General features: G+C 74.2%; 12 protein-coding genes. 7 read left to right on the top strand and 5 right to left on the bottom strand.

Annotation, left to right across the window (positions count from 1 at the left end):
- Window positions 1–98: 98 nt before the first annotated feature.
- Window positions 99–1,163, bottom strand: coding sequence for a biotin/lipoate A/B protein ligase family protein (locus HCC30_RS01750; RefSeq protein ID WP_169440501.1), 1,065 nt, complete (start codon window positions 1,161–1,163; stop codon window positions 99–101).
- 211 nt (window positions 1,164–1,374) lie between these two features.
- Here HCC30_RS01750 and HCC30_RS01755 point away from each other — a divergent pair, with 211 nt between their 5' ends.
- The gene (locus tag HCC30_RS01755; protein ID WP_169440144.1) at window positions 1,375–1,767 is read left to right on the top strand and encodes a carboxymuconolactone decarboxylase family protein; all 393 of its coding nucleotides are present in this window, start codon (window positions 1,375–1,377) and stop codon (window positions 1,765–1,767) included.
- A 2-nt stretch (window positions 1,768–1,769) separates the two neighbouring features.
- Window positions 1,770–1,988: a hypothetical protein gene (locus HCC30_RS01760; RefSeq protein WP_169440145.1), complete on the top strand. Its 219-nt coding sequence runs from the start codon at window positions 1,770–1,772 to the stop codon at window positions 1,986–1,988.
- Window positions 1,989–1,997: 9 nt separating this feature from the next.
- Here the strand turns inward: HCC30_RS01760 and HCC30_RS01765 are convergent, their stop codons facing one another.
- Together HCC30_RS01765 and HCC30_RS01770 are read right to left on the bottom strand one after the other, a co-directional pair.
- The gene (locus HCC30_RS01765; RefSeq protein ID WP_169440146.1) at window positions 1,998–3,194 is read right to left on the bottom strand and encodes a glutathionylspermidine synthase family protein; all 1,197 of its coding nucleotides are present in this window, start codon (window positions 3,192–3,194) and stop codon (window positions 1,998–2,000) included.
- Window positions 3,195–3,245: 51 nt separating this feature from the next.
- A complete protein-coding gene (locus HCC30_RS01770) occupies window positions 3,246–3,581 on the bottom strand; it encodes a hypothetical protein (RefSeq protein ID WP_169440502.1) in 336 nt (111 codons plus the stop codon).
- A 394-nt stretch (window positions 3,582–3,975) separates the two neighbouring features.
- Here HCC30_RS01770 and HCC30_RS01775 point away from each other — a divergent pair, with 394 nt between their 5' ends.
- Window positions 3,976–4,719 (top strand): phenylalanine--tRNA ligase beta subunit-related protein, encoded by a 744-nt coding sequence (locus tag HCC30_RS01775; RefSeq protein WP_169440147.1) that lies wholly within the window; start codon window positions 3,976–3,978, stop codon window positions 4,717–4,719.
- 3 nt (window positions 4,720–4,722) lie between these two features.
- Here HCC30_RS01775 and HCC30_RS01780 read toward each other — a convergent pair whose 3' ends face one another.
- Window positions 4,723–5,484 carry a Sir2 family NAD-dependent protein deacetylase gene (locus HCC30_RS01780; RefSeq protein WP_169440148.1) on the bottom strand — a complete coding sequence of 254 codons (762 nt, stop codon included), beginning with the start codon at window positions 5,482–5,484 and terminating at the stop codon, window positions 4,723–4,725.
- Window positions 5,485–5,617: 133 nt separating this feature from the next.
- Between HCC30_RS01780 and HCC30_RS01785 the strand changes: the two genes are divergently transcribed.
- The 3 genes from HCC30_RS01785 (at window position 5,618) to HCC30_RS01795 (ending at window position 9,960) form a co-directional block, all read left to right on the top strand.
- Window positions 5,618–7,522 carry a gamma-glutamyltransferase gene (locus HCC30_RS01785; protein WP_206323295.1) on the top strand — a complete coding sequence of 635 codons (1,905 nt, stop codon included), beginning with the start codon at window positions 5,618–5,620 and terminating at the stop codon, window positions 7,520–7,522.
- Between the two features lie 117 nt (window positions 7,523–7,639).
- Window positions 7,640–8,458, top strand: coding sequence for an inositol monophosphatase family protein (locus HCC30_RS01790; RefSeq protein ID WP_169440150.1), 819 nt, complete (start codon window positions 7,640–7,642; stop codon window positions 8,456–8,458).
- 74 nt (window positions 8,459–8,532) lie between these two features.
- Window positions 8,533–9,960 (top strand): NAD(P)/FAD-dependent oxidoreductase, encoded by a 1,428-nt coding sequence (locus tag HCC30_RS01795; protein ID WP_169440151.1) that lies wholly within the window; start codon window positions 8,533–8,535, stop codon window positions 9,958–9,960.
- A gap of 314 nt (window positions 9,961–10,274) precedes the next feature.
- Here HCC30_RS01795 and HCC30_RS01800 read toward each other — a convergent pair whose 3' ends face one another.
- Complete coding sequence (locus HCC30_RS01800; protein ID WP_169440152.1) at window positions 10,275–11,978, bottom strand: BCCT family transporter; 1,704 nt, start codon at window positions 11,976–11,978, stop codon at window positions 10,275–10,277.
- 336 nt (window positions 11,979–12,314) lie between these two features.
- On the opposite strand from HCC30_RS01800, the gene HCC30_RS01805 reads away from it, so the two are divergent.
- Window positions 12,315–13,457, top strand: coding sequence for a glycerate kinase (locus tag HCC30_RS01805; RefSeq protein ID WP_169440153.1), 1,143 nt, complete (start codon window positions 12,315–12,317; stop codon window positions 13,455–13,457).
- The last annotated feature ends 253 nt before the right edge of the window (window positions 13,458–13,710 follow it).

A 13,710-nucleotide genomic window follows, 5' to 3' on the forward strand; every position in this document is an offset into this window, starting at 1 on the left:
GGCGCGGGCAGCGGAGGCCGAGCCGTTCTGGATGGAACGGTTCTGTCGCGCCTGGGTCCCCGATTTCATTGCGATAGTGCAAGGGGCGGTTGGCTTGCTCAGGGGACGCGGGCGGTCCACGCGTTCGCGGTGAACCGCTCCTCTGCCAACCGCCGCGCGCGGGCCAGTTCCTCGTCCGTGACGTGGCCGGGGTGGAGGCCGTAGCGGGTGCGGAAGGAGGTGATCATGCGCTGGATGACCTCGTCGCGGGGGAGGCCGGTCTGGCGGCGCAGGGGGTCGACGCGCTTCTTGGCGCTGGTGGTGCCCTTGTCGGAGAGCTTCTCCTTGCCGATGCGGAGGACGTCGAGCATCTTGTCGGCGTCGATGTCGTAGGCCATCGTCACGTGGTGCAGCACGGCGCCCGTCCCGCCGGCGGGGGCTGTCATCCGCTTCTGCGCGGCGCCCGCGATCTTGCCCGCGCTGGAGGCGATGTCGTTGAGCGGCTGGTACCACGCCTTGACGCCCATGTCGCCGAGCGCGCCCAGCACCCAGTCGTCGAGGTACGCGTAGCTGTCGGCGAAGGAGAGCCCGTGCACCAGGGCGTCCGGCACGCTCAGCGAGTAGGTGATGGTGTTGCCCGGTTCGACGAACATCGCGCCGCCGCCGCTGATCCGGCGGACGACGTCGATGCCGTGCCGGGCCGCGCCCTCGGGGGAGACCTCGTTGCGCAGCGACTGGAAGCTGCCGATGATCACGGCGGGCGAGGCCCACTCCCACACCCGCAGCGTCGGCGGCCGCCGCCCGGCCGCGACCTCCTCGGTGAGCACCTGGTCGAGCGCCATGTGCAGGGCGGGCGGCTGGGGCGGCTCGTGGATCAGCTGCCAGTCGTAGTCCGTCCAGTCGGTGGCCTCGGCGACGGCGCGGCGTACGGCGATGCCGACGGCCTCGGCGGTGAAGCCGAACATCACCGTGTGCTCGGGCAGGGTGGCCTCGATCCGGGCCGCGAGCTGGGCGGCGTCGGCGTCGGCCGGGGCGCCCTCCAGGGCCTGGTCGATGGCGGCGAGCGCCTCGTCGGGTTCGAGGAAGAAGTCACCGGCGACCCGGACGTTCCGCAGCACCCCGCCCTCGCTGTCGCAGTCCACGACGACGAGCTTGCCGCCCGGGGCCTTGTACTCGCCGTGCATCGGCGCCACCCGCTCTCCTGAAAGGGCCCGCCTGCTGCTGGTTCCGGCCGCCGCCCCGGGCCTCGGGCCCGGCCGGACACCAGGCTAACGCCCGCGGATGTCCCGGTTCGTCATGGGTTGCGGCGCGCGGTCGCCGCCCGGCCCGGGGCTGACTAGCCTGGACAGAGGGGGCTTGTGACTCCATATCTCGTGGAATGGGGAAGTGGCCGTCATGGCTGGCCGAAGCCGCAGCGAAGTCGAGGCCGAGATCAAGGAGACCCTGGGCCTCGTACCGCATTTCCTCGCCGGAATCCCTGACGAACTGCTCGACTACGAATGGCAGATCTTCCAGCGGATCGAGCTCGGCGAGACGCTCATCCCGAACAAGTACAAGGAACTGATGGGGGTGGCACTGCACTCCGAGACGAAGTGCCGCTACTGCCTGCTGTTCCACACCGAGGCGGCCCGCTTGTTCGGCGCCACGGAGGAGGAGATCCAGGAGGCCGTGCACTACGCGAAGAACAGCCTGGGCTGGAGCGCGTACATCAACGGCATGCGCGAGGACTACGACGACTTCGCGCAGGAGGTCGCCCAGATCAAGAGCTATGTGGAGGCGAAGGGCTGACCATGCGGCTGGAATGGGCCCGGCCGGGAGTCCTGCGCGCGACCTCGCGCGCCCATGAGCTCGCGGCGCTCGTCGCCGCGGCCCGGCTCGTGGCCGAGTCCCCGCCGCCGGAGATCTCCGGCGCGGCGCGCGAGGACCTCCGGCGGATCATCGACGACTACGACACCCAGGTCCGGCGGCTGCACGGCGAAGTGCCGCCGCCGGAGGGGGAGTCGGGGTGAGCCCGGCCGTCAGAGGATGACGTGGGGCAGGAAGCGGGCGTACTCGTCCGTGACCGGGCCGGCGGACTCGCGGATGCCGAGCCCGGCCGACTCGTCCCCGACCACCCAGGCGCCCAGCACGACGCGGTTGCCGTCGAAGTCCGGGAGCGGCGCCAGCTGTTGGTAGCAGCAGGGGTCCGTACGGGCCGCCGGCGGCTCCTCGGAATCGGCCGTCGGCCGGTGCAGCGTGACGCCCTCGCCCTCGCGGCCGAGCAGCGGCTTCGCGGCCCAGCCGGTGGTACGGGCCAGCTCGCGCGGGCCGTCGAGGTACGCGGCGAGCAGGTTGGGGTGCCCCGGGTACAGCTCCCAGAGGATCGCCAGCAGCGCCTTGTTGGAGAGCAGCATCTTCCACGTGGGCTCGATCCACATGGTGGAGCCGGTGCCGCCGCCGTTGTCGAGGGTGGCCAGGACGCGCGGGCCGAACTCGTCGGTCGCCAGCCACTCCCACGGGTACAGCTTGAAGCAGGCGCGTATCCAGCCGAACCGCTGGTCGACGAAGCGGCCGGAGACGCGGTCCCAGCCGATGTCCTCGACGGCGAGCGCCGCCGTCTCCAGCCCGGCCTGCTCGGCGGTCTCCTTCAGGTACGCGACCGTCATCAGGTCCTCGCCGAGCTCGTCGCCGACGGAGTGCGCGAAGTGCACGGGCGCGCCGGGCGGGAGCAGTGCGGCCTGCGACTTCCAGGCGTCGACGAGCCGTTCGTGCAGCGAGTTCCACTGGTCGGCGCCGGGGAAGCGCTCCTCCATCCAGAACCACTGGGGGGAGGCGGCCTCCACCAGCGAGGTGGGGGTGTCGGCGTTGTACTCCAGCAGCTTGGCCGGGCCGGTGCCGTCGTAGTGCAGGTCGAACCGGTTGTAGACGGTGGGCTGTTCGGCCCGGCGGTGCCAGGAGTCGGCGACGGCATCCGCCAGCCGCGGGTCGGTGATCCCGAGGTCGGCGAAGCGGTCGTGCTCGACGATGTACGCCGCCGCCGCGAGGCACATGGCGTGCAGTTCCTCGACGGTCTCCTCCAGCGCCTCCACCTCGGGCAGGCTGAAGGAGTAGTAGGCGCTCTCGTCCCAGTAGGGGCGCAGCGAGTCGTCGGGGTAGCGGGTGAGCGGGTAGATGCAGCCCTGCTCCTCGACGGTCTGCTGCCAGCCGGGCCGCGGGGTGATGGTGTGACGCTTCATGGGTGCCGTGCTTCGTGGTGAGTGGGGTGCGGACGCCGGTGCTCTCCGTCGTCAGCCGCCGGACGAGCCGGAGCGGCCCGAGCAGCCGAAGCCGCCCCGGTCCACCGCCTGGGACTTGGAGAACGTGCCGCTGTCCGCGTGCCCGCCGCCCTTCGACGAGTCGTAGTACCACTGCGGGTCGCTGCCGCCCAGGCTGCTCTTGCCCTTGCTCACGCCGCTCCGGGAGCCGCCGCCACCGGCTGCGCCCCCGCCGCTGCTCGAACTGCTCTTGCAGCGCGAGGAGTCGACGACCTTGTACCCGTTCGCGTAGTCGTAGCTGTTCCGGTCGACGCACCGCTTGTCCGGCTCGGAGCTGCACGCCGACAGGGCGGCGGCGAGGACGCCCATGCCGCCGAGGATGACGGTGCTGGAGCGCAGCTTGCGCCGGGAGCGCGGCGCGGGCGCCGTCCGCTCGTCGGTGGGCTCCGCCGCGCTGTGCGTCGTGGGCTGCTGCTGTGTCCGAGGCATGGCTGTCTCGACTCCCCCGTATGGATGACCAGTTGACCGCGCGCAAGCATAAGGGAGGCGTCTGTCAGCCGATCGCCCCGGCGGCCGGGAGCGCGGGGCGGGCGCGGAACCGTCGCGGAATCCGCGCGGAACCCACGGGGGATCTGCGCGGGATCATGGTCACGGGGGTGGAAGCGGGCCCCGGTCCCGCCCCGGAATCGTCTGGGATAGTGCATCGCGCAGTGCACTACAGTGTCCCGTGTTCGTGCCGGACCGCAGCACCGCAGGGAGAACCGTGACCACCGAGACCCGCAGCAGCCAGGACGTCCACAGCTGGCTGGAGGCCGTGACCGTCGATCCGGCCGTGGCCGAGCTGCGCCCCGACTACCGGGCCCTGCTGATCACCGCCGAGGGCCTGCGGCCCGGCCCCTCCGACGAGTTCAGCGAGCGGATGCTGACCGCAGCCGAGGAGCGCGTACGGGAGAGCGGCGTCGCCGAGGACCCGGGCAGCCACCCGCACATCGCCGCCTGGCACGAGGCCTTCCGCTCCTTCGGCGCGAAGCCGAAGCGCATCCGCCCCAGCGCCGACGCGCTGCTGCGCCGGGTGCCCGAGGGCCTGCCCCGGGTGGACCGGATCACGGACATCTACAACGCGGTCTCCGTCACCCACGCCGTCCCCATCGGCGGCGAGAACCTCGACACCTACCAGGGCCCCGCGCGGCTCGCACGGGCCGACGGCACCGAGGAGTTCGAGATCATGACGGCGGGCGAGCCCACCGTCGAGCACCCGAAGGCGGGCGAGGTCGTCTGGCGCGACGACGCGGGCGTGACCTGCCGCCGCTGGAACTGGCGCCAGTGCGTCCGCACCCGCCTCACCCTGGAGACCACCCGCGCCTTCTTCCTGCTCGACGCGCTCGGCCCGATGGACGACGCCGCGCTCACCGCCGCCGGTGACGAACTCACCGCCGCACTCGCCGAGTCCAGCCCCGGCCTCGTCACCACCACCCGCCTGCTCCGGGCCGTCCCCGAGCAGTCCTGAGCGTCAGCCGCCCCCGGCCAGCCGGTCGAGCAGCGGCGGCAGGGCCTCGCCGATGGGCTCGCGGACGACCTCGTCGGCGAGCCCGTCGTACGGGGTCGGCTCGGCGTTGACGATCACCAGCCGCGCCCCGTGCTCGGCGGCCAGCCCGGCCAGGGAGGCGGCCGGCTGCACCTGGAGGCTGGTCCCGACGGCGACGAACACGTCGCTGGCCCGCGCCACCGCCATCGCCTCGCCCAGCACCCGCGGGTCCAGGGCCTGCCCGAACATCACCGTCGCCGACTTCAGGATGCCGCCGCACTCCCGGCACGGCGGATCCTCCTCACCCGCGGCGACCCGCTCCAGCGCCTCCGTCATGGTGCTCCGCGCCGCGCACCGGGTGCACACCACCGTCCGTGAACTGCCGTGCAGCTCCAGCACCTTGCGCTCGGGGACCCCGGCGAGCTGGTGCAGCCCGTCGACGTTCTGCGTCACCACGCGCAGCGGGGCGCCCGAGCGGGCCAGCCGGGCCACGGCCTCGTGCGCCGCGTTCGGCCGGGCCGCCCAGACGGGGCTGTCCCGGCGCATCCGCCACGAGCGGCGGCGGATCTCCGGATCGGCCATGTAGTACCCGTACGTCACGAGCTTCTCGGCCTCCGGGTCGCGCGTCCACACGCCCCGCGGGCCCCGGTAGTCGGGGATGCCGGAGTCGGTGGAGATCCCGGCGCCGGTGAGCACGGCCAGCAGCGGCCTGCCGGGGCCGCCGTCCGTGCCGCCGTCGGTGTCCATACCGGCAGGGTAGCGAGCGCGCCGGGGACCAACGACCGCCCGCGCGCCGCCCGATGGCCTTGTGGGCGGGTCCGGCAGGACGTACGTTCGCGCCGTGTTCAGCACCCGGCCCACGCTCCAGGGCACCTTCGGCATGGTCTCCTCCACCCACTGGCTCGCCTCGCAGACCGCCATGGCGGTGCTGGAGGACGGCGGCAACGCGTACGACGCCGCCGTCGCCGCGGGCTTCGTGCTGCACGTCGTCGAGCCGCACCTGAACGGCCCGGCCGGCGAGGTGCCGGCGCTGCTCGCACCGGCGGGCGGCCCGGTGCGGGTGCTGTGCGGGCAGGGCGTGGCCCCGGCGGGCGCCGACGTCGCGCACTACACCGCGCTCGGCCTGGACCTCGTACCCGGCACGGGACCGCTGGCCGCCGCCGTGCCCGGCGCCTTCGACGCCTGGATGCTGCTGCTGCGGGACTACGGCACCCGCCCCCTGGCCACCGTCCTCGACCACGCGATCGGCTACGCGGAACGCGGCCACCCGGTGGTGGAGGGCGTCGGCCGGACCGTCGAGACCGTCCGCGAACTCCTCACCACCGAGTGGACCGACTCGGCCGCGCTCTACCTCCCCGACGGCCGCCCCCCGGCCCCCGGCACCCTGCTCCGCAACCCCGCGCTGGCGGCCACCTGGCGGCGGCTGCTCGCCGAGGCCGAGGCCGCCGGGCCGGGACGGGAGCGGCAGATCGAGGCGGCCCGGCGGATCTGGCGCGAGGGCTTCGTCGCCGAGGCGCTGCTGCGCGCCGTGGCCCGCCCCACGCTCGACACCTCGGGCACCCGCCACACCGGCACCCTCACCGGCGACGACCTCGCCCGCTGGGAGGCCACCTACGAGGAACCGGCGAGCCACACCTGGGGCGAGTGGACCGTCTGCAAGGCGGGCCCGTGGTCCCAGGGTCCGGTCCTGCTCCAGCAGCTCGCACTCCTCGGCGACGGCCCCGAGGACCTCGCGGCCCCCGAGTTCGTCACCCGCGCCGACAGCACCGAGCCCGGCACGGGCGGCGGCTACGCCGACGGCGGCTGCCTGTCCCCGGACGGCGCCGCGTACGTCCACCGCCTGGTCGAGGGCACCAAGCTCGCCATGGCCGACCGCGAAGCCTGGTACGGCGACGCGGACGGCGCGGAACAGGTCCCCCTCGACGCGCTGCTCTCGCCCCGCTACTCCGCACAGCGCCGCGCCCTGATCGGCGAGACCGCCTCCCGCGACCTGCGCCCCGGCCGCCCCGTGCCCGACGGTCCGGCCCCGCGCCTGCCCCGGCACGTCACCGGCGAGCCCGGTGACGGGCAGGGCGCGGACGACCTGCGCGGACGGGCACCCGGCGCGGGCGAGCCCACCGTCGAGGCCGAGCGGCCGGTCGTCGAGGCGGGGGAGCCGGCCGTGGGCGCGGACGGGGCGACCCGCGGCGACACCTGCCACCTCGACGTCGTCGACCGCTGGGGCAACATGATCAGCGCGACGCCGAGCGGCGGCTGGCTGCACTCCAACCCCGTCGTCCCCGAACTCGGCTTCCCGCTCGGCACTCGCCTCCAGATGACCTGGCTGGAGCCGGGCCTCCCGAACACCCTCACCCCGGGCCGCCGCCCGCGCACCACCCTCACCCCGTCCCTCGCGCTGCGCGGCGGCGAGCCCGTCCTCGCGTTCGGGACGCCCGGCGGCGACCAGCAGGACCAGTGGCAGCTGCACTTCTTCCTCGCCGCCGTCCTCCGCCCCGCCGTACGCGGCGGCCTCGACCTCCAGGGCGCCGTCGACGCCCCGAACTGGCACACCGACGCCTTCCCCGGCTCCTTCTACCCGCGGGCCACGCGCCCCGCCTCCGTCACCCTGGAGTCCCGCGCGGGGGAGGCGACGGCGGCGGGGCTGCGGCGCCGGGGGCACGAGGTGACCGTCGGCCCGCCCTGGTCCGAGGGCCGGCTCTGCGCCGTCACCCGCGACCCGGAGACGGGCGTGCTCGCCGCCGCCGCGAACCCGCGCGGTATGCAGGGCTACGCCGTCGGCCGCTGACCTGCGCTCTTCCCGGACCGGCCGGGGGAGGGGCTGCCTCGGCCCGCTGGACCGCGTTCACCGGACGTCCACCGGGAGGGCGGTGGACGTTCCCCGGCGGCGTGCTTCCATGGAGGCATGATCGACGATGAGCTGGTGACCGCGGTCGAGAAGGCCGTACGCGACGCAGTGGCCGAGGAGGTCATGCCGCGTTGGCGGCAGCTGAGCGCCGAGGAGGTCGACCAGAAGAGCGGCCCGCACGACCTCGTCACGGTGGCCGACCAGCGTGCCGAGCAGCACCTCACCCGCGCCCTGGAGCGGCTGCTGCCCGGCTCCGTGGTCGTCGGCGAGGAGGCCGTGCACGCCAAGCCCGCCACCTACGAGGCCCTGCGCGGCGACGCACCGGTGTGGATCGTCGACCCCGTCGACGGCACCCGGCAGTTCGTCCGCGGCGAGGAGGGCTTCTGCACCCTCGTCGCCCTCGCCCGGCACGGCGAGACCCTGGCCTCGTGGACGTACGCGCCCGTCACCGACCGGATGGCCGTCGCCCGGCACCGGGGCGGCGCGCTGCTCAACGGCGAGGCGCTGCGCGCCGGTTCGCCCGCGCCCGAGGACGCGCTCCGCGTCGCCACCTCCCACCCCGACTTCACCACCGACGAGCAGAAGCGCGCGCTCCTCGGCGTGCACGGCACCGGCGTCGACGCGCGCCCCTGCGGCTCCGCCGGACTGGAGTACCTGGCCGTCGCCCAGGGCGAGTTGGACGCCGTCGCCTTCAGCTGGGAGGCCGCCTGGGACCACGCGGCCGGACTGCTGCTGGTGCACGAGGCGGGCGGCGCGAGCGCCACCGTCGCCGGCGAACCGTTCCGGCTCGCGGGCGGGAACGCGCTGCCCTTCACCGCCGCCCGCGACGCCGCCACCGCCCGGCGTATGGTGGGGCTGCTGCGCGGCGAGGACTGACCGGCCCCCGCGGGACCCGGGCCGGGGACCGACGCCCCCGCGCGGCCGACCACAGGGGTGAGGGGAGAGCGGAAGTGCCACCGATCCGTGACGCCGTCGTCGTCGGAGCCGGACCCAACGGCCTGACGGCGGCCGTCGAACTGGCCCGCAGGGGCATGTCCGTCGAGCTGTTCGAGGCGCACGCGTCCGTCGGCGGCGGGGCGAGCACCGAGGAGCTCACCCTCCCCGGCTTCCGGCACGACACCTGCTCGGCCGTGCACCCCACCGGCGCCGGCTCCCCGGCCTTCCGCGACATGCCGCTCGCCGAGCACGGCCTGGAGTGGCTGCACCCGCCGCTGCCCCTGGCCAACCCCTTCCCCGACGGCAGTTCGGCCGTCCTCGCGCACTCCGTCGCCGAGACCGCCGCCTCGCTCGGGCCGCGCGACGCCGGGACGTACCGGCGGCTCGTCGCCCCGTTCCTCGACCGCTGGGACGAACTCGCCGCCGACTTCCTCGGCTTCGGCTCGGCCCTCAACGGCCGCCTCCCGCAGTCCCCGCTGCTGCTCGCCCGCTTCGGCCTCCAGGGGCTGCGCCCCGTCTCGTGGCTCAACCACCGCTTCCGCGACGAGCAGGCCCGCGCCCTCTTCGGCGGCCTGGCCGGACACGTCATCGCCCCGCTCGGCAGCCTCGCCACGGCCGCGCCCGCGCTGGTGTTCGCGCTCGCGGCGCACGCGTACGGCTGGCCCGTGCCGCGCGGCGGCTCGCAGGCCATCTCGGACGCCCTCGCCGGGTACTTCCGCGCGCTGGGCGGCACCGTCCACACCGGCACCGAGGTCAAGCGGCTCGACGAACTGCCCCCGGCGCGGGCCTACATCTTCGACACCTCGCCCACCGCGCTCGCCCGCATCGCCGGCCTGGGCGACGCGTACGCGCGGTACCGGTACGGCGGCAGCGTGTTCAAGATCGACTACGCGCTGGACGGGCCCGTCCCCTGGACCTCCGAGGACGCCCGCCGCGCGGGCACCGTGCACGTCGGCCCGACCGCCGGCGCGATGGACCGCGCGCTGCGCGACGCCTCCGTCGAAGGCCGGGCGCCCGAGCGGCCGTTCCTCATCACCGCCCAGCCGAGCCTCGTCGACTCCACCCGCGCGCCCGAGGGCAAGCACGTCTTCTGGGCGTACGGGCACGTCCCCAACGGCTGGGAGGGCGACCTCACCGACGCCGTCGAACGCCAACTGGAGCGTTTCGCGCCCGGGTTCCGCGACCGCGTCCTCGCCCGCGCGACGGCCGGGCCGCCGCAACTGGCCGCGCGGAACGCCAACTACGTCGGCGGGGACATCGCCTGCGGCAGCGCCGCCGGGCTCCAGCTGATGATCCGGCCCAAGCTGGCCCGCGTCCCCTACGCCACCGCGCACCCCGCCGTCTACCTCTGCTCCTCCGCGACCCCGCCCGGCCCCGGCGTCCACGGCATGGCCGGCCACCACGCGGCCCGCGCCGCCTGGCGCCGGCTCCGGTCGCGGTAGGGGTTTCGCGGGCCGGCCCCGCGCGGGGTGCTCCATGCCGTCACCGGGCCACCCCGTACGTCGTGGCCGTTCGCGCCGTTCCCCGCGCCCCCAAGAGCGCGCAGTTCCCCGCGCCCCTTGTCGGGCTCGCCTCGCTTCTCGGGCCCGCCCCGCTTGGGAGGTCTGCGCCTAGGCGCAGGGCTGGCAAGCGCAGCGCCCCGGCCCCGGCGCGGGGTGCGCAACTGCCGTCACCGGACCACCCCGTACGCCGTGGCCGTTCGCGCAGTTCCCCGCGCCCCCAAGAGGCGCCGTTCCCCGCGCCCCCAAGAGGGGCGCTACTCGTCCGGGGTCTGGCGGCGGGAGTCGGCGGCGCGGCGGAGGCGGGGGTGGCGGCGTTCCTGGCGTTCCTCCGTGATCGCGTCGCCGACCATGGCCCGTACCGCGTCCCGCATACCGTGCAGCGGATGGTGCCGGGGCGGGCCCGCGCCGGGGTCCTCGCGCAGCTCCCGCAGCAGCGACCAGCACAGCCCGAGCATCACGACGACGAACGGCAGCGCCACGAGGATCGTCCCGGACTTGAGCGACTCCAGTCCGCCCGCGAGCAGCAGCACCGCCGCGACCGCCGCCATCAGCACACCCCAGGTGACCACCAGCCAGGTACGCGGGTGCAGCGCGCCGTGGCTGGTGAGCGAACCCATCACCAGGGAGGCCGAGTCGGCGCTGGTGATGAAGTACATCATCACCAGCAGCATGGCGACGACGGAGGTGAGCGCGCCCAGCGGCAGCGCGTCCAGCATGGAGAACAGGGAGCGTTCGGCGTCGTCGGCGTTGGCCGCGAGGTTCGCGTCACCGGTGGAGTCGAGCCGGATCGCGGTGCCGCCCATCACGCAGAACCAGACGGTGGAGGCGCCGCTGGGGATCAGCAGCACCCCGATGAGGAACTCACGGATGGTGCGCCCGTGCGAGATGCGCGCGAGGAACGTGCCGACGAACGGCGCCCAGGACAGCCACCACGCCCAGTAGAAGATCGTCCAGGCGCCCAGCCAGTCGCTGCTGCCGAACGCGCCCGTCCGCGAGGAGGTGACCAGCAGCTCCTGGAGGTACGGACCGACCGTCGCCGGGATCGAGTTGAGCGAGAAGACGGTCGGGCCGACGACGAAGACGAACAGCATCAGCAGCGCGGCCAGCACGATGTTGATGCTGCTGAGCCACTTCACGCCCTTGTGCAGCCCGGAGAAGGCGGACAGCACGAACGCGGCGCCCAGCACGACGATCACCATCAGGTCGACGGACTGCGTGTGGTCGAGTCCCGTCGTCAGCTCCAGCCCCTCCGCGACCTGGAGCGCGCCCAGCCCGAGGCTCGTCGCGGTGCCGAAGACCGTGGCGAAGACGGCGAGGAGGTCGACGGCCTTGCCCTGCCAGCCGTCCGCGCGGCGGCTGCCGAGGAGCGGGATGAACACGGAACTGATGCGGTTGCCGCGGCCCTTGCGGAACGTCGCGTAGGCCAGGGCGAGTCCGGCGACGCCGTAGATGGCCCAGGGGTGGAGCGTCCAGTGGAAGAGCGAGTACTCCAGGCCGATCTGGGCCGACTGGTCGCTGCGCGGCGCGATGTCGCCGAACGGGGGCGGATCCGCGTAGTGCTGGAGCGGTTCGCCGACGCCGTAGAACATCAGGCCGATGCCCATCCCGGCGCTGAACATCATCGCGATCCAGGACAGGTTGGTGAACTCCGGTTCGTCCTCGTCCTGTCCGAGTCGGATGCGTCCGAAGCGGCTCATGGCGATGACGACGCACAGCACCAGGAAGATGTTCGCCGCGATCATGAACAGCCAGCTGAAGTTGCCCAGAACCCAGTTGAGGCTGTTCGTGGTGAACGAGGCGAAGGAGTCCTGGCCGATCGCCGCCCAGAGCACCACGGCGAGGACGGCCGCGGCGCCGATGGAGACGACGATCCGGTCGGGCGGCGGGTCGGTCGGCGGTCCCGGAACGGCTCCGCTCTCCTCGGGAGGGGAGGGGGGTGCCTGTGCGTCACTGCTCATGCCGCCCCACTATGGTGCGGTTTCGCCGCGTTCCGGGTGGGGCCACGCCGACCACCGGCGGACACGGAGAGCCCCGAACCGTGAGTGCAGCGTGAGCAGATGACGCCCCGGCCCGGCGGAGGCGGAACGCGGGCGCCGTCCGGCATCCGGTGAGCGGGGGCCCGCGTGATCACCGGCGGCCCCAACTATGGGAGGGTTTCCGGCGTTTTCGCTTCGCACAACGTCACGCGTACGGGCCGTGCGGGACAGCGGCCCATGGTCCCCGGGCACACCGGCGGATAGGGTCGCACCGGCGCGACTGCCTGTTCGACATAAGAGAGATCCAGGGGCAGAACCATGACAACGACGGCGCGCGTGCTGATCGCCGCGGACAAGTTCAAGGGATCGCTGACGGCCGTCGAGGTCGCCGAGCGGGTCACGGCCGGTATCCGGCGGGTCCGTCCGGAGGCGGAGGTCGAGTTCCTTCCCGTCGCCGACGGCGGTGACGGGACGGTGGCCGCCGCCGTCGCGGGCGGCTTCGAGCGCCACGAGGTGGAGGCCACGGGCCCGCTCGGCGCGCCCGTCACGGCCGCCTTCGCGCTGGACGGCGAGACCGCCGTGGTCGAGATGGCGGAGGCCTCCGGCCTCGGCCTCATGCCGCCCGGCGTCTTCGCGCCGCTGACCGCCACCACGTACGGCACCGGCGAGGTCATCCGCGCCGCGCTCGACGCGGGCGCGCGGCGGGTCGTCTTCGGCGTCGGCGGCTCGGCCACCACCGACGGCGGCGCCGGCATGCTGGAGGCGCTCGGCGCCCGCTTCCTCGACGAGGACGGCGACCCGGTGCCGCACGGCGGCGGGCCGCTGCGCGAGATGACCACGGCCGACCTCTCGGGGCTCGACCCGCGGCTGGCGGACGTCGAGTTCGTCCTCGCCAGCGACGTCGACAACCCGCTCACCGGGCCCAAGGGTGCGGCGGCCGTGTACGGGCCGCAGAAGGGCGCCAGCGAGGGCGACGTCGCCGTGCTGGACGCGGCGCTCGACCACTTCACGCAGGTCCTCGCCGAGACGGAGTCCGTGGGGCAGCGGGCCGTCGAGCTCGCCGAGTCGCCGGGCGCGGGTGCGGCGGGCGGTATCGGCTTCGGTGCGCTGATCGGGCTGAACGCCTCGTTCCGGCCCGGCATCGAGGTGCTGCTGGAGGTTCTCGGCTTCGCCCCGGCGCTGGAGCGCGCCGGGCTGGTCATCACCGGCGAGGGGTCCCTCGACACCCAGACCCTGCACGGCAAGGCGCCGGCCGGGGTCGCGGCGGCGGCCCGCGAGGCGGGCAAGCCGGTCGTCGCGGTGTGCGGGCGGCTGGCCATCGACACGGCGGCGCTGAACGGCGCGGGCATCGAGCGGGCCTACCCGCTCACCGACATCGAGCCCGACCCGGCCCGCTGCATCGCCAACGCGGGCCCCCTCCTGGAGAAGACCGCCGAACGCCTGGCCGCGGAACAGCTGTAGCGCCCTGCGGGGGCGCGGGGAACTGCGCTTGCCACGTTGTACGGGGTGGCCCGGTGACGGCGGTTGTGCACCCCGCGCCGGGGCTGAGGCGCTGCGCTTGCCAGCCCTGCGCCTACGCGCAGTTCTCCCAAGCAGGGCGGGCCCGAGAAGCGAGGCGAGCCCGATCAGGGGCGCGGGGAACTGCGCAAAGAGCCCGGGCCCCGAAGCACCCGCGCCCCGAGAATCCAGCGCACTCCGACAAGAAACGGGTGGG

Source organism: Streptomyces sp. HNM0574, from assembly GCF_012726235.1.
In the GTDB taxonomy this organism is placed as follows: Bacteria; Actinomycetota; Actinomycetes; order Streptomycetales; family Streptomycetaceae; genus Streptomyces.